Origin of the sequence: Sphingomonas sediminicola, from assembly GCF_014489515.1 — a bacterium.
Classification (GTDB): Bacteria; Pseudomonadota; Alphaproteobacteria; order Sphingomonadales; family Sphingomonadaceae; genus Sphingomicrobium; species Sphingomicrobium sediminicola.
Genome location: NZ_CP060782.1, coordinates 1,211,529 through 1,235,733, shown reverse-complemented (window position 1 = coordinate 1,235,733; position 24,205 = coordinate 1,211,529). Strand labels below are relative to the sequence as shown.

Here is a 24,205-nt window from a genome sequence, read left to right as displayed (position 1 = left end):
GAAGTGCAGCGGTGGGGAGCCGCTGCGCGGAACGAATTGGAGGGGTTACCATGATGAACAAGGTCGGCGGGCTTGCCCGCGCAATCTACATCGTCCTCGCGATCGTGGCTGGATTTGTCGCCATGGGTGGGTTGAATGTTGCGTTGATACTTGTCGTCCTCGGCCTGATCGCCGGACTCTCGATGCCCAGGGAAAGATTGGTGCTTGCCATGGTGGCGGTCGTCGCACTGCCGATCATAGGCACGGCGCTTTCGACGATCCCGGCCATCGGCGCCCAACTCAGTGCCGTGATGGGCAATCTCCAAATGGGTATCGCCGGCGCAGCCGCCACCGCACTTGCCATGCTGATGTATGAACTCGTCATGGAAGGGGTGATGGGCCTAACCGGCAGCGCCGCCGCAAGCGGAACTGCCGCAACCGCAAGATAATCTTCGAACATTTTGAGAGGCTCCGCCGCTTACCGCGGCGGGGCCTTCTTCGTCAGACCAGTGCAGTCCTGACCATTGCGCTGGCCCGCGCCGGATCGATCTGGCCGGCGAGACGCGATTTCACCTCGCTCATGACCTTCCCCATGTCCTTCATGCCCGAGGCGCCGGTCTCGGCGATGATCGTCTGGATCGCCGCGCTCGCTTCCTCGTCGCTCATCTGCTTGGGCAGGAAGCGCTCGATAACCGCGATTTCGGCCTCTTCGGTCGCGGCGAGCTCCTCGCGGTTGCCTTTGCGGTAGAGGTCTGCGGATTCGCGGCGCTGCTTGATCATTTTCTGGAGCACGTCGGTGACGACCAGGTCGTCGTCCGTGGTGGCAGTGGAAGTCCGAAGCTCGATGTCGCGGTTCTTGATAGCCGACTGGATGAGGCGGATCGTGCCCGTCGCGGCCTTGTCGCCACCTTTCATCGCCGTGACCAATGCCGCCTTGATTTCGTCGCGAATCATGCTCGCCCTGTGCCCTTTGGTGGAAAGGACAGCCCGTAACGCGGAAATTCGCGATTTTACAGCGTTGACCTCAAGTCCGCTGGGGCCTAGCGGCAGTGTCTTAGCGACATCGCTGCAAACTCTTTGACGGAAGGCTTTCCCGCCCATGGCCGACGCTCGACCCTTGTCCGCGCCTCAACCGAAAGGCGCGACGGGAGTCGTGGTCTTCGCCGATGGCCGGGTCGTGTGGGGCAAGGGCTTCGGGTCGAGGGCGAAGCCGTCGGCGAGCTATGCTTCAACACCGCCATGACCGGCTACCAGGAAGTGATGACCGATCCTTCCTACGCGAAGCAGGTCATCGCCTTCACCTTCCCGCACATCGGCAATGTCGGCGCCAACGACGAGGACGTCGAGGCAGGGGAAGCGCACGCGCTCGGCTGCCTGGTGCGCGAGGTGGTCACCGAGCCGAGCAATTACCGGGCGAACCAGGGTTTTTCCGACTGGATGCGGAAGTGGGGCCGGATCGGCATTTCCGGAGTCGATACACGGGCGCTGACGAAGCTCGTCCGTGAAGAGGGGCCGCCCACGGTCACGATCGCGTACAACGCTACTGGCGAGTTCGACCTGGAGCGGCTTCAGAAGATGGCGGCGGATTGGCCGGGTCTGGAAGGCATGGATCTGGCGAAGGACGTCAGTCGGCTTCAGGTCGAGCGCTGGACCGGCGGCAAGTGGGTCTGGGGCGAGGGCTATGAAATGGGTGGGGACGATGACGAGCGTCCGCACGTTGTCGCCGTCGACTATGGCTCCAAACGCAACATTTTCCGCAACCTGGTCGAGGCCGGCGCGCGGGTTACGGTGGTACCGGCGAGTGCGTCATTCAACGAGGTCATGTCGCACAATCCGGACGGCTTCTTCTTGTCGAACGGGCCTGGCGATCCGGCGGCGACGGGCGAATATGCGGTGCCGGTGATCCGCAAGATGCTGGAAACCGGCAAGCCGCTGTTCGGTATCTGTCTTGGTCACCAGATGCTTGCGCTCGCGGTCGGCGGCAAGACCAGCAAGATGTTTCAGGGCCACCGCGGCGCGAACCATCCGGTGAAGCGGCTCGAGGACGGTCAGGTCGAGATCACCAGCATGAACCACGGGTTCGCAGTCGAGCGTGAAGGCCTGCCGGACAATGTGCGCGAGACGCACGTCTCGCTGTTCGACAACAGCAATTGCGGAATTGAACTGAAGGACCGCCCGGTGTTCAGCGTGCAATATCACCCAGAGGCAAGCCCGGGGCCGCAGGACAGTTTCTACCTGTTCAAGAAGTTCGTCGGGGCCATGAAGTGAGGATGGCGGCTCTCGTTTGCACTGCTCTTGCTTTACCCGCCTGTGTCACTGCCCGCATGCACACCCAGGCCGAACTCAACGACGTCGGCCAGAATTGTGGTCTCGCCGTGGGAGAGCTGTTCCAGGATGAGAGCGAGAAGCGCCTCATCTTTCTGTTCCGTCCGGATTCCTCACCCGAGGAGCGCGCCTGCGTTGCCAAATGGGCGCGGAAAAACGGGCTCAAGACCGTCTTCGTCAACGCCATCAATTATCCAGCGAGCTGATGCCAAAACGCACCGACATATCCTCCATCCTGATCATCGGCGCCGGCCCGATCGTCATTGGCCAGGCCGCCGAGTTCGATTATTCGGGAAGCCAGGCGGTCAAGGCCCTGAAAGAAGAGGGCTACCGGGTCATCGTCGTCAATTCGAACCCGGCGACGATCATGACCGATCCGGAGCTTGCGGACGCGACCTACATCGAGCCGATCACGCCAGAGTTCGTCACCAAGATCATCGAGAAGGAGAAGCCTGACGCCATCCTCCCGACGATGGGTGGTCAGACAGCGCTGAATACGGCGCTATCGCTCGCGAAGGACGGCACGCTGGAACGGCTTGGGGTTGAGCTGATCGGAGCCAATGCCGAGGCGATTGAGAAGGCCGAAGACCGGCTCAAGTTCCGTGAGGCGATGGACAAGATCGGGCTGGAAAGCCCGCGCTCGGCAATCGCGCACAGCATGGACGACGGCTGGGCGGCGCTCGAAAGCGTCGGGCTGCCGGCGATCATCCGCCCGAGCTTCACACTTGGCGGGACGGGCGGGGGCATCGCCTACAACCGCGAGGAATTCGAGGCGATCGTTAGGGGCGGCTTGGAGGCCAGCCCGACCACCGAGGTGCTGATCGAGGAATCGGTGCTCGGCTGGAAAGAGTTTGAAATGGAGGTCGTCCGCGACCGCGCCGACAATGCCATCATCATCTGCTCGATCGAGAATATCGATCCTATGGGCGTTCACACCGGCGATTCCATCACTGTCGCTCCGGCGCTGACGCTGACCGACAAGGAATATCAGCGGATGCGCTCTGCTTCGATTGCCGTCCTTCGGGAAATCGGCGTCGAAACAGGCGGTTCTAACGTCCAGTTCGCAGTCGATCCGAAGACTGGTCGCATGGTCGTGATCGAGATGAACCCGCGCGTTTCGCGGTCCTCGGCGCTCGCGTCCAAGGCTACCGGCTTCCCGATTGCCAAGGTCGCGGCGAAGCTGGCCGTTGGGTACACGCTCGACGAGATCGCCAACGACATCACGGGCGGCGCAACGCCCGCGAGCTTCGAACCGACCATCGATTATGTCGTGACCAAGATCCCGCGCTTTGCTTTCGAGAAATTCGCAGGTTCTCCGGCGCTGCTAAGCACGTCAATGAAGTCGGTCGGCGAAGTGATGGCCATTGGCCGTTCGTTCGCGGAGAGCCTCCAGAAGGCGCTTCGCGGGCTGGAGACGGGCCTCACCGGTCTCGATCGGGTAATGCAGTACGACGGCGCCGACCCGGTGGTGATCGAGAATGCGCTGGCGAAGGCGACTCCGGACCGTCTACTGGTGGCTGCCGAAGCTCTCCGTCAGGGCTTCACAGTCGAGCGGATCGCCCAGATTGCTGGGTTCGATCCCTGGTTCCTCCAGCGCTTGCAGGAGATTGTGGACGCGGAGGCGCAAGTCCGGCGCGACGGCCTGCCGCAGGACCCGGCGGAGATGCGGCGGCTGAAAGCGATGGGTTTCTCGGATGCGCGCCTTGCACAGCTGGCGCTCCGGTCGGCGCACGTTGAGCGCGAGATGAGCGAGATGATCGCCGGCGGTTCGGGCATCATGCACGACGCGCTGAAGCACATGACGGGTGGCGTTACCGAGACGGAAGTGCGGGATCATCGGCACAAGCTCGGCGTCAGGCCAGTGTTCAAGCGGATCGACAGCTGCGCCGCGGAGTTCGATGCGGCGACGCCATATCTCTACTCGACCTATGAGGCTCCGCTGTTCGGTGAGCCCGAGGACGAAGCGGAGATCAGCGATCGTAAGAAGGTCGCCATCCTTGGCGGCGGACCAAACCGCATTGGGCAGGGCATCGAGTTCGATTATTGCTGCTGCCACGCGGCGTTTGCGCTCGGGCGTGATGGGGCGGGGTTCGAGACCATCATGGTCAACTGCAACCCGGAGACGGTGTCGACCGACCCTGACACGTCGGATCGACTCTATTTCGAGCCTCTGACAGCGGAGGATGTGCTCGAGATCCTGCACCGCGAGGTGGAGAAGGGGGAATTGCTGGGCGTCATCGTCCAGCTGGGTGGCCAGACCCCGTTGAAGCTGGCGGCGAACCTGGGTGCGGCGGGCATCCCGATCCTAGGCACCAAGCCGGATTCGATTGATCTGGCGGAAGACAGGGAGCGCTTTGCCCAGCTCGTCGACAAACTGGGCCTCAAGCAGCCTGAAAACGGGCTTGCGCGAAGCCGGGAAGAGGCAATCCAGGTCGCTTCGCGCATTGGGTATCCGGTGCTCCTTAGGCCATCGTACGTGCTCGGCGGCAGGGGCATGGAGGTGGTCGACGGGCCGGAGCAGCTCGATCACTACATTGCGACCGCCGTGGCTGTGTCGGGATCGAGCCCTGTCCTCATTGACCGTTACCTTCGAGATGCGATCGAGGTGGACGTTGATGCCATCTGCGACGGAACCGACGTCGCGGTTTGCGGAATTCTACAGCACATCGAAGAAGCCGGTGTGCACTCGGGCGACAGCGCCTGCTCCATCCCGCCACACAGCCTTTCAGATGAGGTGGTGACGGAAATCGAACGGCAGGCAAAGGAACTTGCCCTGGCGCTCGACGTCCGCGGGCTGATGAATGTCCAGTTCGCAGTGAGGGAGGACCAGGTCTACCTTATCGAAGTCAATCCGCGTGCCAGCCGTACGGTGCCGTTCGTCGCCAAGGCGATCGGACGTCCCGTTGCCAAGCTTGCAGCACGGGTCATGGCCGGTGAGAAGCTGGCCGACCTAGGCGGCATTGACCGCGCCATCGACCATGTCGCAGTAAAAGAGTCCGTCTTCCCCTTCGCCCGGTTCCCGGGTTCCGATCCCGTTCTCGGACCGGAAATGAAGAGCACTGGCGAAGTCATGGGAATTGACAGGGAATTCGACCTTGCTTTCGGCAAGGCCTTGATCGCCGCAGGCATCAGCCTTCCGAACAAGGGAACGGTTTTCGTATCGGTAAAAGACGCCGACAAGGACAATATCATTCCTGCCGTCGAGAAGATGATTGAACTCGGTTATTCGATCATCGCTACGGGCGGCACTGCCGATCATCTGGCGGGCAAAGGCCTACCGATCGAACGAGTGAACAAGGTTGCCCAGGGACGTCCGCACATCGTCGACAAGCTGATGGATGGTGAGGTCCAGATTGTCTTCAACACGACCGAGGGTTGGCAGTCGCTGAAGGACAGCCATTCGATCCGTTCGACGGCGCTTATCAGGAAAGTGCCATACTTCACGACGGCGGCAGGGAGCCTGGCTACGGCACGGGCAATCGAAGCGCTGAGAGGACATGCGCTTGAAGTCCGCTCCCTCCAATCCTATTATTCCGCCTCCGAAAGCTGAAATTCACCATACAATCCGCCTGAAGCTTCGCGAACCCTGGTCAGGGCGCGGCAGGCGGCGTTTTGAAGAGGAAGGCCATTGACATGGCGACTGCCGAAAAGGTCCCGATGCTGGCCGAGGGCCACCGCAAGCTCAGCGAGCAGGTGCGGCACCTGAAAACGGTCGAGCGCCCGGCGGTCGTCGAGGCGATTGAAGCCGCTCGCGCGCATGGCGACCTGTCCGAGAACGCAGAATATCACGCGGCGAAGGAGCGTCAGGGTCAGATCGAGGCGATGATCGCCGACATCGACGACCAGCTGAGCCGCGCGATGGTGATCGATCCGACCACGCTTTCGGGCGACAAGGTGGTGTTCGGCGCCACCGTCACCCTGCTGGACGAGGACGAGAAGAAAGTTCGCTACCAGCTCGTTGGCCAGGTCGAGGCCGACGCGAAGGATGGCCGCATCAGCTACAATTCTCCCCTCGGCCGCGCTTTGATCGGCCGCCACAAGGGTGAGGAAGTGGAAGTGTCGACGCCGTCGGGTGACCGCTACTACGAGATCAAGAAGATCGAGTTCATCTAGGCCGTGACGCGCTGATGCGCCTACCACGCACCGCAACCGTCACTATCACCGTCGTGACGGCCATCGCATGGCTGCTCACGGCCCTGCTCGGTGCAGACAGCCGGGCAGCGGTGATAATGGGCGTGATCCCGGCCCGTCTAAGCGGCCTGATCGACCTCACGCCGGCTGTTCCCGCCTGGTTGACGCCATTGACGTCAACTCTGGTGCACGGCGGTGGGCTTCATCTGGCCCTCAACATGCTGATGCTCGTATGGTGCGGAACGCAGGTCGAGCGCATTCTCGGTCCGGGACCTTTGGTCTTCCTCTATGCAGTCGGTGCCTACACGGCCGCCATCGCGCAGTGGCTGGTCGATCCGGCCTCGGCGACGCCAATGATTGGTGCCAGCGGTGCGATCAGCGCGATTATCGGCGCGTTCGCGCTCAGCTTCGGCCAGCAAAAGAAGATCGTCAGCTCGGCGGCTCTCAACCGATCGTTGAATGCCTTATGGCTGCTCGCTGCCTGGGTCGTGCTTCAGGTCATGACCGGGTTACTCGCCGGCACGCAGGGGTTCCTGCTCGCGACGCCCGCACACATTGGCGGCTTCGTGGCCGGTCTGCTTCTGCAGCGTCCCTTGCTGATCTGGCGGTACAGGAACGCCTAGGCGGCCGAGGCGGTGCCGCTGTCGCTCTCCGGCTCGAGCAGCCGGTGTAGGTGGACGACGACATACTTCATTTCCGCGTCGTCCACGGTCCGCTGGGCCCGGCCGCGCCAGGCCTCTTCGGCTTCGGTATAGCTCTGGAAAAGGCCGACGAAGTCGATGTGGTCGAGATCGACGAAGTCCAGGCCGCGCGGGTCCTTAACGCGGCCTCCGAAAACGAGATGAAGCTTGCTCATGGCGCGCCCGCTAGCAGGATTCTAAGGCCATGCGAACCGGCTCTCGGACGATCATTCGCCGCGTCGGACAGTGCCCAGCGCCGCCTGCGCCGAAGCTTTCGCAGCGTCGCCCGCGCCCTCGAGGATTGAACGGATGACGTCTGATCCCTTCTGACGCGTGAGGCCGAGCTCATCGAGCCGGTCCTGACCGGCATCCTTGGCAGCCTGGACCGCAGTGCGGGCGGTTTCCCGCGCACGATCGGCCACCGGTTTGACGAGCTTATCCTCCGCCCGGGTGCGCGGAAGCAGTGCGGCGATGGCCGCACCCGCAGCCAGCCCGGCGGCCAGCACGATCAGCGGAGCTTCTTCGATCGTCTCGCCTGCGCGGCGTCCGGCGTTCGAGACCCGGTCGCGGGCGTTGCCATAGGCCTCAATTGCCCGCTGGCGGGGCGTTGAGTGGCGAGCTTCGTCCCGATTGGAATTGCGATTCTCGGTCATACGGGATTCTCCGTGGATTTGGTTCGTGTCCTAGGCTTTGGTCTTGGCTTTGGCTGGGTTGTCTTCGGCACTTTGCGCTTCACGCCGTTGGCCACCTTTCCTGCGAGATCCATCAGCGGTTCGCGGGCGAGGAACAAGGCAATTGCGGCGACAACGCCTGTCGCGGCGACAGGTCGCTTGCGAACTGCGTCGACTGCATTTTCCGCGAGATCCGCGCCCTTGTTCTTCGCATCATGCCAAGCGTTGGAAGCAAGCGTGCCGGGACTCATCCGCGCCTGGAGGCGATTGGCCGTGCTCATCAGTTGCAAGCGGGCGCGCTCCGCTTCGAGCTTGGCGGCAGTCACTTCCGGCAATTCGCGGGTCATAGATCCTCCCGCAAACGCTTGGCGCCGTACCAGCCGAGGCCGCCGGCAACGGCCGCCAAAAGGAGGAAAGCGACAATTCCGCCGGCTAGCGGTCCGATCAATGTAGCGAGACCCATAGCCACGCCGACGGCGAGGGCGGCGATCGCCGCCAACGCAAGTAGGAACGCCATCCCGAACATGATGGACGGGATTTTCAGCGCATTGGCCTTCGCGGTGGCGATCGCCCTGATCACCTCCGCCTCTGCCCGTGCATAGGCCTTGCCGTCCTCGATCAGTTCGTGGACGAGCTCGCCAATCGGGCGCTCATTGTCGCCCGTCGCTCCTTCGGGTTCGTTGGGCGGCTTCAGCAAGTCCGGTTCGCCCCTAGCTATCGTCTTCCTCGTCGCGGTTCAGTCCGGACTTGAGCAGCCGAGCGACGACGAAGCCGACGATTGCGGCTCCCGCAACGGCGAGTCCGGGACTGTTGCGAACGAAGTCGCGGGTGTCCTCGATCAATTCATCGGGTTCTTGGATGCGATCTTGTTGGCCGTATCTTCGATCGCTGTTGCGGCGCGGCGAGCGTAGTCGCCATATTCCTGGCCGAGCCGTTCATCGAGGCCGTCCGCGGTGTCGCCGACCAGCTTGCTGACGTTTGCAAGGGCTTCGGCCGAACGTTCGAGTCCCTGGCTGACAAGGCCGCGGGCGCGATCGGTTGCTTCCGTGGAAAGCCGCTCTCCGCCCTCCCGAATGCGCTTCCGCAGGTCCGGATTGCTTCGAGTTGCGGGAGTTCTCGTTTCAGTCACCAGGCCTGTCTCCGTTGTATCCACGTTCGTGGTGTCGTCCGTATTCGATGCGCCCGCAAGTATCGTGTCGGTGCCTTCGGGAAGGTCGGTTCTGTCGTCACCCATGGCGAGTCTCCTTGTCCTTCCTCAACCCTGAACCGTTACCGTCGTTCCTGACTGCTGAAGCGAAAGTTGCACGCTCCGGCGCGCCGCCTATAGGTGCTGCGCACACCAAAATCATTACGCCTGCGCAAGAAGGATTGCCATGACTGCGATCGTCGACGTCCACGCCCGCCAGATCCTCGACAGCCGCGGAAACCCAACCGTGGAAGTTGACGTCACGCTCGAAGACGGAAGCATGGGCCGTGCCGCGGTCCCATCCGGCGCCTCTACGGGGCGCACGAGGCGGTGGAGCTTCGCGACGGCGACAAGAGCCGCTGGGGCGGGAAAGGTGTCGAAAAGGCGGTCCGGGCCGTCAACGACGAGATTGCTAACGCGGTGCTCGGCCTGGATGCCGAAGAGCAGGCGGAGCTGGACCGAACCTTGATCGACCTCGATGGCACTCCGAACAAGTCCCGGCTCGGCGCCAATGCGATCCTTGGCGTAAGCTTGGCAGCCGCAAAGGCTGCGGCGGATGCGCTCGGGACGCCGCTTTATCGCTATGTCGGTGGAGTAAGCGCCGACGTGCTTCCGGTGCCGATGATGAACATCCTCAATGGCGGCGCCCACGCGGACAATCCGATAGATTTCCAGGAATTCATGGTCATGCCGGTCGGCGCTCCGACCTTTTCGGAGGCCCTGCGTTGCGGCACCGAGATCTTTCACTCGCTGAAGTCTGCGCTGGCCAAGGCGGGCCTCGCGACGTCCGTTGGGGACGAGGGCGGATTCGCTCCGAACATTGCTTCGGCCCGTGAAGCGCTCGATTTTATCCTCAGGTCGGTGGAAAGCGCCGGATACAAGGCCGGAAGCGACGTCGTTCTCGCTCTTGATTGCGCTTCGACCGAGTTCTTCAAGAACGGTAAGTACGAACTGGAAGGCGAAGGCCGAAGCCTCTCGCCGATCGAAATGGCAAGCTATCTCGCCGAGCTCGTGGACGCCTATCCGATCGCGTCGATCGAGGACGGGATGGGAGAAGACGACCTGGAGGGATGGAAAATCCTGACCGACATGGTGGGCGACCATGTGCAAGTCGTGGGCGACGATCTCTTCGTAACGAATGAGAAGAGACTTTCGCAAGGCATTGAAAACGGGCTTGCAAACTCGATCCTGGTAAAGGTCAACCAGATCGGCACACTGACCGAGACCATCAACGCGGTGCGGCTGGCCCAGACCTCCGGCTATACGGCGGTCATGTCACACCGGTCGGGCGAAACCGAGGATTCGACGATCGCCGATCTCGCGGTCGCCTTGGCCTGCGGGCAGATCAAGACGGGCAGCCTTGCGCGGTCCGACCGGACCGCGAAGTACAACCAGCTGCTCCGGATCGAAGAAGAGTTGGGTGATTCGGCCCGATATCCAGGAATTGCGGCCCTGAAGGCATACAAGTCCGCATAATCCACAGCATTATCCCCAAAGGGCTCTTTTTCCTTGCCTTCATGACTCCATCGTGATTCTTAGAACTTATGGGGGGTGCTGCTCGCAGTTTCGGGTTGATGCGTCGGGCGTTTTGGCCCGCGCTTGCGCTGATCGTGGTCGGTAATTTTGCCGGCTATGCGGTTGCCGGACCCAACGGCCTGCTCGCCTGGGGCGGCTATCACCGCGACCTTCAGGCCCGAAAGCTAGAGTTGGCACAACTTGAGGCCCAAAAGCAGCAGCTGCGCCATCGTTCGGCACTGTTGGATCCCCGCAAGGCAGACCCGGACATGGCCGACGAACTCGTGCGCCGCGACCTCGGGCTTGTCCGGCCCGATGAGGTTATCGTCCCGCTCGATTGACGCTACGGCTGCCATTGCCGCCTGAAGCGGTGCAACCTATAGACGCGCCGCTCATTCCATTAGCGCGATAAAGAGGGATAGACGTGGCGCGTTCCGCGAAGACCAAAGCCGCTGCAAGCGCAGCACCGCAAATCCCGAACAGGGAACGCCCCGCGGAGCCCAAGCGCTACAAAGCGACCAAGGACGAGCTTCTACAATTCTACCGCGAGATGCTGCTCATCCGCCGCTTCGAGGAGCGCGCGGGCCAGCTTTACGGCCTCGGCCTGATCGGCGGTTTCTGCCACCTTTACATCGGCCAGGAAGCCGTCGCTGTCGGCCTCCAGTCGGCGATGACCGTCGGCAAGGACAGTGTGATCACCGGCTATCGCGACCACGGACATATGCTCGCTTACGGCATCGACCCGAAGGTGATCATGGCCGAGCTGACTGGACGCGCCGCCGGCATTTCAAAGGGCAAGGGCGGCTCGATGCACATGTTCAGCGTTGAGCATGGCTTCTACGGCGGCCACGGCATCGTCGGCGCGCAGGTATCGCTCGGGACCGGCCTCGCACTCAAGCACAAGTATAGCGAGGATGGCGGCGTCTGCCTCACCTATTTCGGCGATGGCGCGGTCAATCAGGGCCAGGTCTACGAGAGCTTCAACATGGCTCAGCTGTGGGACCTGCCGGTCATCTACGCGATCGAGAACAACAAGTACGCCATGGGCACGAGCATCGAGCGCTCGTCGTCCGAGCCTTTGCTCTACAAGCGCGGCGAGAGCTTTCGCATTCCGGGTATCCAGGTCGACGGCATGGACGTGCTTGCGGTTCGCGGCGCGGCCGAAGTCGCGCTCGAATGGACGCGCGCCGGCAAGGGCCCGATCATCATCGAATTCCTGACCTATCGCTATCGCGGCCACTCCATGTCCGACCCGGCCAAATACCGGTCACGCGAGGAAGTGCAGGACTATCGCGAGCATCACGATCCGATCGACCGCGTCTCCAAGGAACTGGAGGCGATGGGCGTGAAGGAGGAAGAGCTCAAGGCGATCGACAAGGAGATCAAGGACATCGTTGTCGAAGCCGCGAAGTTCGCCGAAGAGGCGCCGGAGCCGGATCCTGGCGAGCTCCATACCGACGTGCTGGTGGAGACCTACTGATGGCGACCGAGCTGAAGATGCCGGCGCTGTCGCCGACGATGGAAGAGGGCACGCTTGCGAAGTGGCTCGTCAAAGAAGGCGACGACGTGAAGTCGGGCGATATTCTTGCGGAGATCGAGACCGACAAGGCCACAATGGAATTCGAAGCTGTCGACGAGGGCAAGATCGCGAAGATCCTCGTTCCAGAAGGCACCGACGGCGTGAAGGTCGGCCAGCCGATCGCTCTGCTCGCAGCGGATGGCGAGGCAGTGAGCGATGCTCCTGCGGCGCCAGGGAAGGCCGAAGAGCCGGCTGCTCAGGCACCGCAGCCCGCGGAGCAGAAAGAGGAAGCAACCCCGACGCCGCACGTCTTCGAGACAGCAGCACGCGACCTGGTCGCCGACGTTGCCAATACCGTCGACGAGCCGGAAGTCCTTGAAGGCACGCCGCTGGTCAGCACGACCGTCCGCGAGGCCCTCCGTGACGCCATGGCGGAGGAGATGCGCAAGGACGATCGCGTCTTCGTGATGGGCGAGGAAGTCGCTCAGTACCAGGGCGCCTACAAGGTGACGCAAGGCCTGCTCGACGAGTTCGGTCCGAGGCGGGTCATCGATACGCCGATCACGGAATATGGCTTCGCGGGTCTCGGTTCGGGTGCCGCGATGGGCGGCCTTCGTCCTATCGTGGAGTTCATGACCTTCAACTTCGCGATGCAGGCGATCGACCACATCATCAATTCGGCCGCGAAGACGAACTACATGTCCGGCGGCCAGATGCGCTGCCCGATCGTGTTCCGCGGCCCGAATGGTGCCGCGGCGCGGGTGGGTGCCCAGCACAGCCAGAACTATGGCCCGTGGTACGCGAGCGTGCCCGGCCTGATCGTCATCGCGCCGTACAGTGCGTCGGACGCCAAGGGACTGCTCAAGGCCGCGATTCGGAGTGAAGATCCGGTCGTCTTCCTCGAGAATGAATTGCTCTACGGCCAGCATTTCGACGTGCCGCAGATGGACGATTACGTCCTTCCGATCGGTAAGGCCCGCATCGTTCGTCCGGGCAAGGACGTTACGATCGTCAGCTATTCCATCGGCGTCGGTGTCGCTCTGGAGGCCGCGCAGGAGTTGATGGGGCAGGGTATCAATGCCGAGGTCATCGATCTCCGCACTCTGCGACCGCTCGATAAAGCGACGGTGCTGGAGAGCCTCAAGCGTACCAACCGCATGATTGTCGTCGAAGAAGGCTGGCCGACCTGCTCGATCAGCTCGGAGATCATCGCCATCGCGATGACCGAAGGGTTCGACGACCTTGATGCGCCGGTGTTGCGCGTGACCAACGTCGATGTGCCGCTGCCCTATGCCGCCAACCTTGAGAAATTGGCGCTGATCAAGGCGTCGGACGTTGTCGAGGCCGCAAAGGCTGTCTGTTACCGCTGACGAGGAGCTAGCGGCTGCGATCGGTGGCGATCGCGTGCTTATGCTCCGTCAAGTCCCTGCTGAGGTTCGCGCGGCTACCGAAGCCTTGTGGCAGGTCGATGCTGCGATGGGCGATGTGGTCGCGCGAGCGACACAGCCGGCGCTTGCCGCCATCAAGCTTGCCTGGTGGCGTGACAGGCTGGCGGAACTCGATACTGGGCCGGCTCCGGCCGAGCCTCGACTGCAGGCAGCTGCCGAACATTTGCTCCCCGCGAACGTCACCGGTGCAGAGTTGGCGGCACTTGAAGACGGTTGGGTGGCTCTGCTGGAGGAGCATGTCGATGCGGCCCGTGTGGCGGAGCGTGGGATAAAGCTTTTCCGCCTCGCGGCCCGGTTGCTTGGTGCCGACGAAACCCGGACCCTTGAAGCGGGTGCACTTTACGCTTTGGTCTCAGTCGTCCGACGTGGCGTTCTGGAACTGCTGGATGAGGCCGAGACCTACGCGCCAGCCCTTGTGAGGCAGCGCTTCCCGCAACCCCTGCGCCCTTTGACGGCCCTAGCCAAGCTTGCAACGCGCGACCTGAAGCAGGGCGCGCCGTTCGAGATTGAGGGCTCACCGCCGCGTTTGGCGGCGATGCTTCGGCATCAGCTGACAGGACGCATTTAATCGCCGCTGAGACCGTCCGTTCCCGACGCAAGTTTTGCCATGCCGAATCTCCTTATGTTGAAGGAGAACCGCATTAGCGCGTTTCCTAACCGGGGCTGCGGCCTGTTTCCTACCCCTGACCGGAGCCTTCCTCTTCTGGCAGAGCCGAGGCGCCACAGCTTCCCCTGCACCCCAGCGCGAATGGCATCGTCCGGCGTGCAAGCGCCGAGCTTGCCCGCGCCGCCCGAAGCGTCCGCCAAGAGCCGCGAGGAGAAGCGATCTTCTCGCGCCGACAAGGACAAGAAAGAGCGCATCGAGCGCGAGGAACTGCTCGCAAGCCGTCGCAAGGCCTCCGCCAAGATCGACAAGAACGGAAACGGCTCGCTGTCGTTCGACGAATGGGCCGTGAAGACGATCGACAAGTTCGCTGGGGCCGACAAGGACCGGTCCGGATGGCTGAATGCGGCCGAATATGCGACTACGGCAGCCCTTCCGCCGAAGAAAAAGCGCTGTTCGTGTTAATTATGTCTTCAACCCGACGTTACCGCTTGAGACTGGCAAAAATGCGGCTAGCGATCAGGTATGCAGTTGACTTCGGTGACGTACACAAGCCTTGCCCGTCTCGACCCTCAATCCTCCGATTTGGACCAAATTCACCAGGTATCTAGAACCAGAAATTCGGCCGACGGGATAACCGGATTGCTGGTATTCAACGGCACGCATTTTCTCCAGATCATAGAGGGATCGGAAAAAGCGATTGAGGATCTGGTCGATCGACTGCGAAAGGATAGTCGTCATTCGGGTTTCGAAATCCGTGACAAGCGCAAGATCGAGAGACGGAGCTTTCCCGATTGGCGTATGGAACTGGTTCAGGTGAACCCGAGCTTCTTCGAGGCCAGGGATGCAATTGCTGAGCGGCTGCCCGAGACCGTCCCCGAAGCGATCAGGGCGCGCTTGCTTCGGATGACGGAGCTGATCTCGACGATTGAGTTCCCCAGTTAGGCCGGCTCGGCGACCGGCTCGCGCTCCAACCACCCGGCCAATTTCTCTCGCGCACGGTCGGTGTAGGCCTTCTTCCGCTCGGCCTTCTTCTGACGCCCGGAGAGCGGAGGCATCAGTCCGAAGTTGATGTTCATCGGCTGGAAACTCTCGGCATCGGCGCCGCCGGTGATGTGACCGAGGAGAGCCCCAGAGCCGTCTCGGGAGGTGGCGGAGGCAACGTTTCACCCGTCCGTTCCGCGATGGCAAAACGTGCTGCGATCAATCCAATCGCGGCGCTTTCGACATAGCCTTCGCAGCCGGTGATCTGGCCGGCGAAGCGGATGTTGGGCTTCGACTTCAGGCGCAGTTCGCCGTCGAGCAGGCGAGGGGAATTGATGAAGCTGTTGCGGTGGATCCCGCCAAGCCGTGCGAACTCCGCATTCTCCAATCCCGGAATGGTGCGGAAAATCCGTACCTGTTCGCCATGCTTCAGCTTGGTCTGGAATCCGACCATGTTCCATAGGGTTCCGAGCGCATTGTCCTGCCGAAGCTGGACGACGGCGTAAGGCCAGCGTCCCGTTCGCGGATTATCGAGGCCGACGCCCTTCATCGGGCCATAGCGAAGCGTGTCCAAACCGCGCTCCGCCATCACCTCGATCGGCATGCAGCCTTCGAAGTAGGGGGTGTCCTTTTCCCAGTCCTTGAACTCGGTCTTCTCTCCGTCGCGAAGAGCCTGGACGAAAGCTTCGTACTGCTCCTTGTCCAGCGGGCAGTTGATGTAGTCCTTGCCGCCCTTGTCCCACCGCGCGGCCATCCAACAGATGTCCATGTCGATGCTGTCGCGATGAACGATGGGCGCGATGGCGTCGAAGAAGGCAAGGGCACCCTGGCCGGTTTCGGCGGCGATCGCCTCGGCGAGCTTCGACCCGGTCAGCGGCCCGGTCGCAATGATCGTCGGATGATCGGGAAGCGCATCGATACGCTCGCGGACGATCTCGATGTTCGGATGACCTTCGATTGCTTGCGTGACTTCAAGAGCAAAGGCTTCGCGGTCGACGGCCAGGGCCGAGCCGGCGGGAACGCGGTGTTTTTCGGCGGCGGTCATGATCAGCGAGCCGAGCGCCCGCATCTCCTGGTGAAGGAGGCCGACGGCATTGTTCTCGGCGTCGTCGGAGCGGAAGCTGTTCGAGCAGACCATCTCGGCAAAGCGATCGGTTTCATGCGCCGGGGTCATGGCGCCACCGCCACGCATCTCGGAAAGACGGACTCGGAGGCCCGCTTCGGCAAGCTGCCAGGCTGCTTCGGATCCGGCGAGCCCGCCGCCTATGATGTGGATGTCGAAGGACATGGAGGGCTGTTAGTCGTCCCGTGAGGCGCTATCCAGCCGCCATGCGCATCTTCACCATCGGCTATGAGGGCGCGACGGTCGCTGAATTCCTGGCGGCGCTTCAGAAAGCAGGCGTCGAACGGATCATAGACATCAGGGCCGTGCCCAATTCACGGCGGCCCGGCTTTTCGAAGACGCCATTGCGCAATGCGCTCGCCGAGGCGGGGATCGACTATGTCCACCTGCGCGCCCTTGGGACGCCCGCGGATGGGCGCGCCGCAGCGCGAGCGGGTCGGAAAGACGAGCTCAAACGCATCTACGCAGGACAATTGGAGCTGCCCGAAGCGATAGCCGAGAGTGGGAAGATGCTCGACCTCTCCCGCGAGAAGCCGAGCGCTCTCCTTTGTTATGAGCGCGATCCCGCAGCGTGCCATCGCACACTGCTGCTCGAAGCCGTGGCGCCGGACGCGGAGATCGAGGACCTCTTCGCCTGACAATTTCTGTGGACGTCAGGCAGTCTCGCTGACTTGAAATGTTACGACCCAGTTTCCGACCGATCCTTCAACGCGGCCAAAGGGGTTGACCGTCAGGTGGAAGACTTCGCCGGTCCGGCGATTGATGCCCTGCAGGTGAGTCGTGCCGGTATCGTCCACCGTTTCGGAATAGCGGCCGATCTCATGCGCGTCCTTCGCGTTCACCGGCTGTACGATCCCATCCTTGCCGATTGGCGCCAGTCCAAGCGCGACGGCTACGATCGTCGTCATTATCGTCATTCTTGTCTCCCTTTTTGCGCAGCGGGGCGCTGCAGGGAGATCACTTCAAGAACCATGCCAACTCGACGAGCACAGGGGATTGGCCGACAAATCGGCCAGCGGCGGGACGAGCGAATGGGATCAGGTGCTATATATTAGCAATACACCACAGCCTCAGGCCGGGGAGCTCCCTCGCCGACGAGCAACTCCTCGATGTCGGGAATCGGGCGATCCGTCATTTCCTTGTTGATGGTCACGACGATGCGTTTCTGGACTTCCTTGTGGAGGCACTTCTTGAGGACACCGAGCGCCTTAGGTGGAGCGATGACCGCCAGGGCATCGAAGTCATTCCGGAGAGCGCGCTTCTTCAATTCGTCCGCCGCGTCCTTCACCCAGCGGTCTTCCTCCTGCTGGTGAAAGTCGGTTTCCTCCATCGCAGCGCGGCCAAATCCCATACTCTGCTTCGTCGCGCCGGGCGCGTCCGTCTTGATGTCGCTGTCCTTGCGGTCCTTGCGAGCATCGTGGGATTCTGTGCGCAGGTCGATCTGGTTCTGGTCACCGTGATTGCGAAGGAAGAGAACCTTCTTTCCGTCGGCGACAAGGACCAGAGCGCGATGGGGAAGGGCCATGAATTTCTCCTTGCTTTCGTTTCAACAACGAACGCGAGCTAACCCACCGTCGTTCCTACTGTTCATCCGCAATCTTACGGGGTTCGGATGCTACGCCCCAAGTTCCGGATCGGCCGAGCGATCGAGCTCGCTCTCGCCCACGACGGCGCCTTCCTCCGGCGCTTTCTCGTCGCCCGCGTCAAGCTCAATCTCGTCCTCGTCGCTCTCATCGATGCGAGCGACACTGACGACGTGCTCGTTCTCGGCGACGCGGAAGATGGTCACGCCCTGAGTATTGCGGCCCATGACCCGGATGTCGCCGACCGTCGTGCGGATCATCTTGCCCTGGTCGGTGATGAGCATGAGTTGCTCGCCGGTATGCGCCGGGAAGCTGGCGACGACGCGGCCATTACGCTCGGACGTGTCGATGTTCGTGATGCCCTGGCCGCCTCGGTTGGTGCGGCGGTACTCGTAAGCGGACGAACGCTTGCCGTAGCCGTTCTCGGTAACGGTGAGGATGAACTGTTCCTTCTCCGCCATTTCGGCCACGCGCTCCGCGGGTAGCGAGCATTCGACGTCCTCGCGGTCACGCCATGGCGGGCACTTGAGGTAGGCCTCGCGTTCTTCCTGAGTGGTGCCGACCCGGTGGAGGATCGACATTGAAATGACCTCGTCGCCGGCGAGCAGTCGAACGCCGCGTACGCCCGTCGAGGTGCGTGACTGGAATTCGCGGACGTCGGTGGACCTGAAGCGGATCGCTTTGCCGTTGCGGGTGGCGAGGAGGACGTCGTCTTCCTCGGTCAGAAGCTCAACGCCGATGAGGCGGTCGGAGAGGTCGGACTGCTCTTCGCTGTCATCGCCGTTGTCCGCGCCTTCGACCGCCGAAGTGCCGAAGCGCATCGCGATCTTGCCGGCGGTTGGGATGTTCGTGAACGCCGCCATGCTGTTGCGGCGCACCGTGCCGTGCGCGGTCGCGAACATGATATGCAGGCCGCCCCACTCGTTCTCGTCCTCGGGCAAAGGAAGCACGGTAGAGATGGTCTCGCCTTCCGCAAGCGGCAGCAGGTTGATCATCGGACGGCCCTTCGTATTCGGGCCGCCTTCCGGGAGGCGCCACACCTTCATTCGGTACACGCGCCCTAGGTTGGAGAAGAACAGTACCGGATTGTGAGTCGAGGTGACGAACAGGGTCGTCACGGCATCCTCATCCTTCGTCTGCATTCCAGCGCGGCCCTTGCCGCCACGCTTCTGCTCGCGGAACAATGCCAGCGGAGTGCGCTTGATGTAGCCGGTCATGGTCACGGTCACGACCATGTCCTCGACCTCGATGAGGTCTTCGTCTTCGATTCCGTCGGCGGCGGGCGCGAGCTCGCTCATGCGCGGCGTTGCAAACTCGGCTTCGACCTCGTCGAATTCCTCGCGCATGACCTCGTAGAGTCGGGCGCGATTGGCGAGGATTTCGAGCAGCTCGCCGATCGAGTCCGCGAGCCCAGCAAGCTCATTGCCGATCTCGTCGCGGCCGAGCGCGGTTAGGCGGTGCAGGCGAAGCTCGAGGATCGCTTTCACCTGCGCTTCGGAGAGCTGGTACGTCTCCGACTTGCCCTGCGGTTCGACGGCTTCGACCAAGGCAATGTAAGGGCGGATTTCGGCGCCGGGCCATTTGCGGTCGAGCAATTTTTCGCGCGCTTCCGCCGGGCTTGCCGACCCGCGGATCAGCTTCACCACCTCGTCGAGGTTGGTGACGGCCACAACCAGGCCGAGCAAGATGTGCGCGCGCTCGCGGGCCTTCAGCAGCTCGAACTTCGAGCGGCGGGTGATGACCTCTTCGCGATACTTGACGAAGCTCTCGATAATGTCGCGAAGCGCGAGAGTTTCCGGGCGGCCGCCGCGGATCGCGAGCATGTTCGCCGGGAAAGACGACTGCGCTGGCGTGTGCCGCCAGAGTTGATTGAGGACTACGTCCGGCGTCGCGTCGCGCTTCAGGTCGATGACGATCCGGACGCCTTCGCGGTTGGACTCGTCGCGGATGTCCGAAATGCCCTCGATCCGCTTGTCCTTGGCGGCTTCTGCGATCTTTTCGACCAGACCTGACTTGCCGACCTGGTACGGGATTTCGGTGAGGACGATCGAGCGGCGGTCGTTGCGGCCTTCTTCGATCTTGTAACGCGAGCGCATCATGATCGAGCCGCGGCCCGTCGTGTATGCGCTGCGAATTCCGGCCTGGCCGAGAATGAAGGCGCCCGTCGGGAAGTCGGGGCCCTTTACATGTTCCATCAGGCCTTCGGACGTGATTGCCGGATCGTCCATGTAGGCGCGGCAGGCAGCCAGCACTTCACCGAGATTGTGCGGCGGAATGTTGGTAGCCATGCCGACGGCGATGCCGCCTGCGCCATTGACGAGCAGGTTCGGGAAGCGCGCCGGCAGGACCTGCGGCTCTCGCTCCGACGCATCATAGTTCGGCTGGAAATCGACAGTGTCCTTGTCGATGTCCGCGAGGAGGAAGTTGGCGACCTTGGCGAGCCGGGCTTCCGTATACCGCATGGCGGCTGGCGGATCGGGATCCATCGAGCCGAAGTTGCCCTGACCGTCGATCAGGGGGACGCGGAGCGACCATGGCTGTACCATGCGGGCGAGAGCATCGTAGATCGCGCTGTCGCCGTGTGGGTGATATTTACCCATGACGTCACCGACGATGCGGCTCGATTTGCGATACGGCCGCCCGGCTACGTAGCCCGCTTCTTGGCAGGCGTAGAGGATTCGGCGGTGGACCGGCTTTAAGCCGTCGCGCACATCCGGAAGCGCGCGACTCACGATCACGCTCATCGCGTAATCGAGGTAGGAGGTCTTCATCTCCTCGACGATGGAGATGGGCGCAATGTCGTCGGTCTGGCCGGGAAGTTCTGCCGGCGGTTCGGTGGCCAAGTGAAAGATCCTGTGGGTTCTGTTTATGCGAATACGCAGGGAGAATCGCCGCTTTGCGCGGCGCTGCCCCCCAGATAGGGAGGCCTAGCCCAGTTTGAACCCTCGCACCAGTGCGCGCGCGGGCGCGCGCGAGGCTAATTCATGCGAAAAAGGCGACCCGGCAGCAGAGTGGAGGGATGCCGGATCGCCTTTGTCGGGTGGGACCCGCCAATTCCTGAGGTGTCGATGCCAAGGGATGGCGAGCCCCGTGCAATAGATACCCGCATGCACGATTACCTTTGTAGTTATCAGAAGTTAGCGCGCGGGCGCGGCCTCGAGTTCAAATTCGGTTCAGGCAGAATCTCGCAGCGGCTTGGCGATCCAATCGGCGGAGTTTATTGCGCCGGCACCACATTCGGGAAGCGCCATGTAGGGCGCGCGGGAGACCAACAGTGAAATCAACGATCAAAACGCTTGGCATTGCCCTTGCCGCTTCGACAGTCCTTGCAACCGGCGCGCAGGCGCAGCGCGATTATGGTGGGGGAGGACCGCAGACGACGGATCCTCAAAGCCGCAGCGAAAAGGCGGCAGAAAAGCAGGAGAAGGCGCCTAAGGGCAGCGCGACTGTCACGCTAGGCGACAAGAAGATCAAGATCTCGGCGGCATTCGCCAAGGCCTACCAGGACCTGGTCACGGCTGTCGAAGCAAACGATACCGCAACGCTTCCGGCCAAGGTCGCCGCCGCGCACGCAGCGGCGCAGACCAAGGAAGAGCATTACCTGGCTTCTCAGGCGCAGCTGAAGGCGGCTGTCGCGACGAAGAACGACGCCGAGCTGGCGACCGCGCTTGAAGCGTTGATTTCTTCGGGGATGCTGGACCAGGGGCAGATGTCCAACGCCTATCTCAACCTCGGCAAGACCCGCTACAACCTAAAGCAGTTCCCGCAGGCGATCGCCGCCTTCGAGAAGGTCCAGCAGCTAGAGCCGGGTAACCAGGAGATCATTCCGCTGCTCGCACAGGCCCGCTCGATCGGCGGCAATCCGGCAGACGCCGTAGCAACGCTTCGCCAGGCGATTGCCCAGCAGAGCGCGAACGGAGCCAAAGCGCCTGAAGATCTCTACAAACGCACGATTTCAGTCGCTTACAAGGCGAAGCTCCCGGTAACTGCGGAAATCAGCCGGCAGTGGGTGGCCGCTTATCCGACGGCTGCGAACTGGAGCGATGCGATTCGCATCTATCGCAACCTCAACAACACCGACGAGGCCGCGACTCTTGACCTCTTCCGTCTGACCCGCGCCGCCAAGGCGATGAAGGACGACGGCGATTACGACCGCTACGCCTATCTGGCTCTTAGCAAGGGCTATCCAGGCGAGGCGAAGCTCGTTCTCGAGGAGGGCGCTGCTGCGAAGCTCGTCGATCTCAGCAAGTCGCCCTTCAAGGAGGAAATGGAGCAGGCCAAGGCGAAGTCGGCCGGCGAAGCTGCGACTCTCGGCGCGGCGGCCACGAAAGGCCTTAACGCTCCGACCGCCAAGGCGGCGCTTGCGAACGGCGACCTCCTTTATGGCTATGGCGAATATGCAAAGGCGGCCGAGATCTTCCGGGCCGCGCTCAAGAAGCCGGGTGCCGATGCGAACATGATCAATCTCCACCTGGGAATGGCTTTGGCCAGGGCGGGCGACAAGGCGGGTGCAACCGCAGCTCTCAATGCCGTGACCGGACCGCGCGCCGAAATTGCCAAATACTGGCTGACCTACGTCTCGACGCTGGCTTAAGCCACGTTGAGTTTCGGGAGAGGGCGTCCGGCTCCGGGCGCCCTTTTTCGTTTGTTCTTTCTGCGTTTAGGCCTGTGCCATTTCGGGATAGTTAAGCATCAGCCTCTTCCTTAGGACTGTGCACCACGTGAACGGTGCATCGACCGATCTTGAAGGAAGCGGATGTAAGCGGTGCGGTTCGATGATCGCCTGGATACCGTGTTGGCACAGCCTGCAGCCAACCCGCACGACCGCGCCGTCCGCTGGCGTCAGTTGGTGGAGTTGCTTGCCCGCTCGAACGATCTCTCTTCGCCGTCCGCTCAAAGAGCGCTCGAGGAAGTCCTCGCGCAAGCAGCCCTGATCGATCCGCAATTGCGGGCTGCCGCTGCGCGCTCGGTCGCTGGTCCACACTTGCCGCTGCCACTGGTGATCGTCTTTGCTGCCGACAATCTTGCAGTCGCCGCGCCGGTGTTGTCGGCGTCTTCGCTCCAGCCGTCGCAATGGCGGGACGCCCTTGCAACAGCGAGCCCAGATAGCCGCCGGTTCATCGCGTCGCTCTATCCCGATCTGTCCGCCTGGGCGCTTGCTGCAGCGCCGCCGGCAGAGGCGGTCGTTGCCGTGCCTGAGCCCGAGCGTAGAACCGAGCCGGCAACAGCAACGCCACCAGAACCGCAGCCGGAGCAGGAACCGGAGGCTGAGCCGACGCCACCTCCGGCAGCTCCGGCGGCGCCGAGCGGGCCCATTCCATCGATCAGCGAAGTCCTCGCGCGGATCGAGCATCTGCGGCAGGAGCGGCACGTCGTTCGCCCACAGCCTCAAGCGCGTCCGCAGCCCGCCTTCGTTGCAAGCTCCGGATTTGGCGCTGCGCCCCTGTTTCGTTGGGAATGCGGACCATCCGGCGAAATCGCCTGGGTCGAGGGGGTTCCGCGCGGACCCTTGATCGGACGGTCCCTCGCAAACCCGGGCGAGCACAATGGCGTAGACCAGCGGATCCAGCGTGCCTTCGCCGTGAGGGCGCCCTTTCGCGACGCGATGCTGACCGTCTCGGGGGACGGACCCGCCGCCGGTGACTGGAAGCTTAGTGGTGTGCCGGCATTCGAACCGGCAGACGGCCGATTTGCCGGCTACCGCGGCGTTGGGATCCGTTCGGCCGACACGGACGAGGAGGAACAGCCGTCGGCCGAAGCTGATGAGGAGCCGCTCGACGAAGACGCCCTGCGCGAGTTGATTCATGAGCTCAGGACGCCCCTGAACGCGATCATCGGGTTCGCAGAGATCATCGACGGCCAGTATCTTGGCCCCGCCGATCACAGTTATCGCGAGCGCGCCGCCGAGATCGTCAGCCAGGCGCGGTTGCTACTTTCGGCGATCGAGGATCTTGATGTTGCCGCGCAGCTACGTTCGTCGTCCGCATTCTCGGATACGTCGACCGACCTAAACGAGTTGCTCACGGAGTTGACGCCCGAGTTGAAGGAACGGGCAGGCGAGCGTGGAGCAGCACTCGCGGTCACGACCTCACGTGCACCGGCGATCTGTTCGCTCGACCGCGCCGTGCTCGAGCGCTTGATGCGGCGATTCTGTTTCGCGCTTGTCGATGTAGCTTCGTCTCGCGAGCGCCTCTCGATCGCGGTCGATTGCGACGTCGGGCAATGCCTCGTTACCATGAACCGTCCGCAGTCCCTGAGCGGCCTTAGTGACGCGCAATTGTTCGGACGAAGTTCCGACAGTGCGGACGTGCTCGCCAGCAGCTTTTCGCTGAAGCTGGCACGCGGAATCGCGCAGACCGCTGGCGGCGATCTCCGGGTCGCCGGCGACAAGCTGGCGCTGGTTCTACCCCGGCGCAGGACCTAGCTTGCGCCCAATGCGGGCGGGGGCTAACGCTTC

At 62.6% G+C, this 24,205-nt stretch carries 24 protein-coding genes and 3 pseudogenes; 16 read left to right on the top strand and 11 right to left on the bottom strand.

Features of this window, described 5'->3' with window-relative positions; genetic code table 11:
• Window positions 1-50 precede the first annotated feature (50 nt).
• Window positions 51-428, top strand: coding sequence for a hypothetical protein (locus H9L14_RS06650; protein ID WP_187709689.1), 378 nt, complete (start codon window positions 51-53; stop codon window positions 426-428).
• A gap of 52 nt (window positions 429-480) precedes the next feature.
• On the opposite strand, the gene H9L14_RS06645 is transcribed toward H9L14_RS06650, so the two are convergent.
• The gene (locus H9L14_RS06645) at window positions 481-933 is read right to left on the bottom strand and encodes a GatB/YqeY domain-containing protein (RefSeq protein WP_187709688.1); all 453 of its coding nucleotides are present in this window, start codon (window positions 931-933) and stop codon (window positions 481-483) included.
• Window positions 934-1,078: 145 nt separating this feature from the next.
• Between H9L14_RS06645 and carA the strand changes: the two are divergent.
• From carA to H9L14_RS06620, 5 genes and pseudogenes are all read left to right on the top strand, one after another.
• A pseudogene (gene carA, locus H9L14_RS06640) lies at window positions 1,079-2,247 on the top strand (glutamine-hydrolyzing carbamoyl-phosphate synthase small subunit).
• Window positions 2,248-2,303: 56 nt separating this feature from the next.
• Window positions 2,304-2,510: a hypothetical protein gene (locus tag H9L14_RS06635; protein ID WP_187709687.1), complete on the top strand. Its 207-nt coding sequence runs from the start codon at window positions 2,304-2,306 to the stop codon at window positions 2,508-2,510.
• Window positions 2,510-5,854, top strand: a complete 3,345-nt coding sequence (gene carB, locus H9L14_RS06630; protein ID WP_187709686.1) for a carbamoyl-phosphate synthase large subunit — start codon at window positions 2,510-2,512, stop codon at window positions 5,852-5,854. Before H9L14_RS06635 ends, carB begins: the two co-directional genes overlap by 1 nt.
• Window positions 5,855-5,937: 83 nt before the next feature.
• Window positions 5,938-6,417, top strand: coding sequence for a transcription elongation factor GreA (greA, locus tag H9L14_RS06625; protein WP_187709685.1), 480 nt, complete (start codon window positions 5,938-5,940; stop codon window positions 6,415-6,417).
• A gap of 14 nt (window positions 6,418-6,431) precedes the next feature.
• Window positions 6,432-7,058, top strand: a complete 627-nt coding sequence (locus H9L14_RS06620; RefSeq protein ID WP_187709684.1) for a rhomboid family intramembrane serine protease — start codon at window positions 6,432-6,434, stop codon at window positions 7,056-7,058.
• Here the strand turns inward: H9L14_RS06620 and H9L14_RS06615 are convergent.
• From H9L14_RS06615 to H9L14_RS06595, 6 genes are read right to left on the bottom strand one after another with little or no spacing between them, the layout of a single operon-like run.
• Entirely contained in the window at window positions 7,055-7,291 is a 237-nt protein-coding gene (locus H9L14_RS06615; protein ID WP_187709683.1) for a DUF4170 domain-containing protein, read from the bottom strand. The two genes, H9L14_RS06620 and H9L14_RS06615, sit on opposite strands and share 4 nt — an antisense overlap.
• A gap of 51 nt (window positions 7,292-7,342) precedes the next feature.
• Entirely contained in the window at window positions 7,343-7,768 is a 426-nt protein-coding gene (locus tag H9L14_RS06610; protein ID WP_187709682.1) for a hypothetical protein, read from the bottom strand.
• Window positions 7,765-8,133 carry a DUF3618 domain-containing protein gene (locus tag H9L14_RS06605; RefSeq protein ID WP_187709681.1) on the bottom strand — a complete coding sequence of 123 codons (369 nt, stop codon included), beginning with the start codon at window positions 8,131-8,133 and terminating at the stop codon, window positions 7,765-7,767. The genes H9L14_RS06610 and H9L14_RS06605 overlap by 4 nt, the downstream gene beginning before the upstream one ends.
• Entirely contained in the window at window positions 8,130-8,483 is a 354-nt protein-coding gene (locus H9L14_RS06600; RefSeq protein ID WP_187709680.1) for a phage holin family protein, read from the bottom strand. Before H9L14_RS06600 ends, H9L14_RS06605 begins: the two co-directional genes overlap by 4 nt.
• A 13-nt stretch (window positions 8,484-8,496) precedes the next feature.
• On the bottom strand, window positions 8,497-8,628 hold the full coding sequence (locus H9L14_RS16590) for a hypothetical protein (RefSeq protein ID WP_281389440.1): 132 nt from the start codon (window positions 8,626-8,628) through the stop codon (window positions 8,497-8,499).
• Window positions 8,625-9,020: a hypothetical protein gene (locus tag H9L14_RS06595; protein WP_187709679.1), complete on the bottom strand. Its 396-nt coding sequence runs from the start codon at window positions 9,018-9,020 to the stop codon at window positions 8,625-8,627. The genes H9L14_RS16590 and H9L14_RS06595 overlap by 4 nt, the downstream gene beginning before the upstream one ends.
• A gap of 139 nt (window positions 9,021-9,159) precedes the next feature.
• Here H9L14_RS06595 and eno point away from each other — a divergent pair.
• The 7 genes and pseudogenes from eno to H9L14_RS06560 all read left to right on the top strand — a co-directional run bounded on the left by eno (window position 9,160) and on the right by H9L14_RS06560 (window position 15,003).
• Window positions 9,160-10,448, top strand: a pseudogene (gene eno, locus H9L14_RS06590) (phosphopyruvate hydratase).
• Between the two features lie 68 nt (window positions 10,449-10,516).
• Window positions 10,517-10,828: an FtsB family cell division protein gene (locus H9L14_RS06585; protein ID WP_187709678.1), complete on the top strand. Its 312-nt coding sequence runs from the start codon at window positions 10,517-10,519 to the stop codon at window positions 10,826-10,828.
• A gap of 83 nt (window positions 10,829-10,911) precedes the next feature.
• On the top strand, window positions 10,912-11,967 hold the full coding sequence (gene pdhA / locus H9L14_RS06580) for a pyruvate dehydrogenase (acetyl-transferring) E1 component subunit alpha (RefSeq protein WP_246444528.1): 1,056 nt from the start codon (window positions 10,912-10,914) through the stop codon (window positions 11,965-11,967).
• On the top strand, window positions 11,967-13,376 hold the full coding sequence (locus H9L14_RS06575; RefSeq protein WP_187709677.1) for a pyruvate dehydrogenase complex E1 component subunit beta: 1,410 nt from the start codon (window positions 11,967-11,969) through the stop codon (window positions 13,374-13,376). The genes pdhA and H9L14_RS06575 overlap by 1 nt, the downstream gene beginning before the upstream one ends.
• 40 nt (window positions 13,377-13,416) lie before the next feature.
• Window positions 13,417-14,022, top strand: a complete 606-nt coding sequence (locus H9L14_RS06570; protein WP_187709676.1) for an isoprenoid biosynthesis enzyme family protein — start codon at window positions 13,417-13,419, stop codon at window positions 14,020-14,022.
• A gap of 195 nt (window positions 14,023-14,217) precedes the next feature.
• Window positions 14,218-14,523, top strand: coding sequence for an EF-hand domain-containing protein (locus tag H9L14_RS06565; protein ID WP_246444526.1), 306 nt, complete (start codon window positions 14,218-14,220; stop codon window positions 14,521-14,523).
• A 60-nt stretch (window positions 14,524-14,583) separates the two neighbouring features.
• Window positions 14,584-15,003, top strand: a complete 420-nt coding sequence (locus H9L14_RS06560; protein WP_187709675.1) for a BLUF domain-containing protein — start codon at window positions 14,584-14,586, stop codon at window positions 15,001-15,003.
• On the opposite strand, the pseudogene trmFO reads toward H9L14_RS06560, so the two are convergent.
• A pseudogene (gene trmFO, locus H9L14_RS06555) lies at window positions 15,000-16,330 on the bottom strand (methylenetetrahydrofolate--tRNA-(uracil(54)-C(5))-methyltransferase (FADH(2)-oxidizing) TrmFO). The gene H9L14_RS06560 and the pseudogene trmFO sit on opposite strands and share 4 nt — an antisense overlap.
• 41 nt (window positions 16,331-16,371) lie before the next feature.
• Between trmFO and H9L14_RS06550 the strand changes: the two are divergent.
• Window positions 16,372-16,803, top strand: coding sequence for a DUF488 domain-containing protein (locus tag H9L14_RS06550; RefSeq protein ID WP_187709888.1), 432 nt, complete (start codon window positions 16,372-16,374; stop codon window positions 16,801-16,803).
• Between the two features lie 15 nt (window positions 16,804-16,818).
• Here H9L14_RS06550 and H9L14_RS06545 read toward each other — a convergent pair whose 3' ends face one another.
• From H9L14_RS06545 to gyrA, 3 genes are all read right to left on the bottom strand, one after another.
• Window positions 16,819-17,082 carry a hypothetical protein gene (locus tag H9L14_RS06545; RefSeq protein WP_187709674.1) on the bottom strand — a complete coding sequence of 88 codons (264 nt, stop codon included), beginning with the start codon at window positions 17,080-17,082 and terminating at the stop codon, window positions 16,819-16,821.
• Between the two features lie 134 nt (window positions 17,083-17,216).
• Window positions 17,217-17,690, bottom strand: coding sequence for a host attachment family protein (locus H9L14_RS06540; RefSeq protein WP_187709673.1), 474 nt, complete (start codon window positions 17,688-17,690; stop codon window positions 17,217-17,219).
• Between the two features lie 90 nt (window positions 17,691-17,780).
• Window positions 17,781-20,591, bottom strand: coding sequence for a DNA gyrase subunit A (gene gyrA / locus H9L14_RS06535; protein ID WP_246444523.1), 2,811 nt, complete (start codon window positions 20,589-20,591; stop codon window positions 17,781-17,783).
• 431 nt (window positions 20,592-21,022) lie between these two features.
• On the opposite strand from gyrA, the gene H9L14_RS06530 reads away from it, so the two are divergent.
• Both H9L14_RS06530 and H9L14_RS06525 read left to right on the top strand, forming a co-directional pair.
• Window positions 21,023-22,342, top strand: a complete 1,320-nt coding sequence (locus H9L14_RS06530; RefSeq protein ID WP_187709672.1) for a tetratricopeptide repeat protein — start codon at window positions 21,023-21,025, stop codon at window positions 22,340-22,342.
• Window positions 22,343-22,513: 171 nt separating this feature from the next.
• The gene (locus H9L14_RS06525) at window positions 22,514-24,172 is read left to right on the top strand and encodes a HAMP domain-containing histidine kinase (protein WP_187709671.1); all 1,659 of its coding nucleotides are present in this window, start codon (window positions 22,514-22,516) and stop codon (window positions 24,170-24,172) included.
• Window positions 24,173-24,205: the final 33 nt, after the last annotated feature.

Coding starts and splice junctions, on each gene's coding strand:
- H9L14_RS06605 (WP_187709681.1), bottom strand. CDS start 8,133: ATGACCCGCGAATTGCCGGAAGTGACTGCCGCCAAGCTCGAAGCGGAG.
- H9L14_RS06595 (WP_187709679.1), bottom strand. CDS start 9,020: ATGGGTGACGACAGAACCGACCTTCCCGAAGGCACCGACACGATACTT.
- H9L14_RS06585 (WP_187709678.1), top strand. CDS start 10,517: ATGGGGGGTGCTGCTCGCAGTTTCGGGTTGATGCGTCGGGCGTTTTGG.
- H9L14_RS06610 (WP_187709682.1), bottom strand. CDS start 7,768: ATGACCGAGAATCGCAATTCCAATCGGGACGAAGCTCGCCACTCAACG.
- greA (WP_187709685.1), top strand. CDS start 5,938: ATGGCGACTGCCGAAAAGGTCCCGATGCTGGCCGAGGGCCACCGCAAG.
- H9L14_RS06645 (WP_187709688.1), bottom strand. CDS start 933: ATGATTCGCGACGAAATCAAGGCGGCATTGGTCACGGCGATGAAAGGT.
- H9L14_RS06575 (WP_187709677.1), top strand. CDS start 11,967: ATGGCGACCGAGCTGAAGATGCCGGCGCTGTCGCCGACGATGGAAGAG.
- H9L14_RS06570 (WP_187709676.1), top strand. CDS start 13,417: ATGCTCCGTCAAGTCCCTGCTGAGGTTCGCGCGGCTACCGAAGCCTTG.
- H9L14_RS06560 (WP_187709675.1), top strand. CDS start 14,584: ATGCAGTTGACTTCGGTGACGTACACAAGCCTTGCCCGTCTCGACCCT.
- H9L14_RS06540 (WP_187709673.1), bottom strand. CDS start 17,690: ATGGCCCTTCCCCATCGCGCTCTGGTCCTTGTCGCCGACGGAAAGAAG.
- H9L14_RS06620 (WP_187709684.1), top strand. CDS start 6,432: ATGCGCCTACCACGCACCGCAACCGTCACTATCACCGTCGTGACGGCC.
- H9L14_RS06650 (WP_187709689.1), top strand. CDS start 51: ATGATGAACAAGGTCGGCGGGCTTGCCCGCGCAATCTACATCGTCCTC.
- H9L14_RS06550 (WP_187709888.1), top strand. CDS start 16,372: ATGCGCATCTTCACCATCGGCTATGAGGGCGCGACGGTCGCTGAATTC.
- carB (WP_187709686.1), top strand. CDS start 2,510: ATGCCAAAACGCACCGACATATCCTCCATCCTGATCATCGGCGCCGGC.
- H9L14_RS06545 (WP_187709674.1), bottom strand. CDS start 17,082: ATGACGATAATGACGACGATCGTAGCCGTCGCGCTTGGACTGGCGCCA.
- H9L14_RS06615 (WP_187709683.1), bottom strand. CDS start 7,291: ATGAGCAAGCTTCATCTCGTTTTCGGAGGCCGCGTTAAGGACCCGCGC.
- H9L14_RS06635 (WP_187709687.1), top strand. CDS start 2,304: ATGCACACCCAGGCCGAACTCAACGACGTCGGCCAGAATTGTGGTCTC.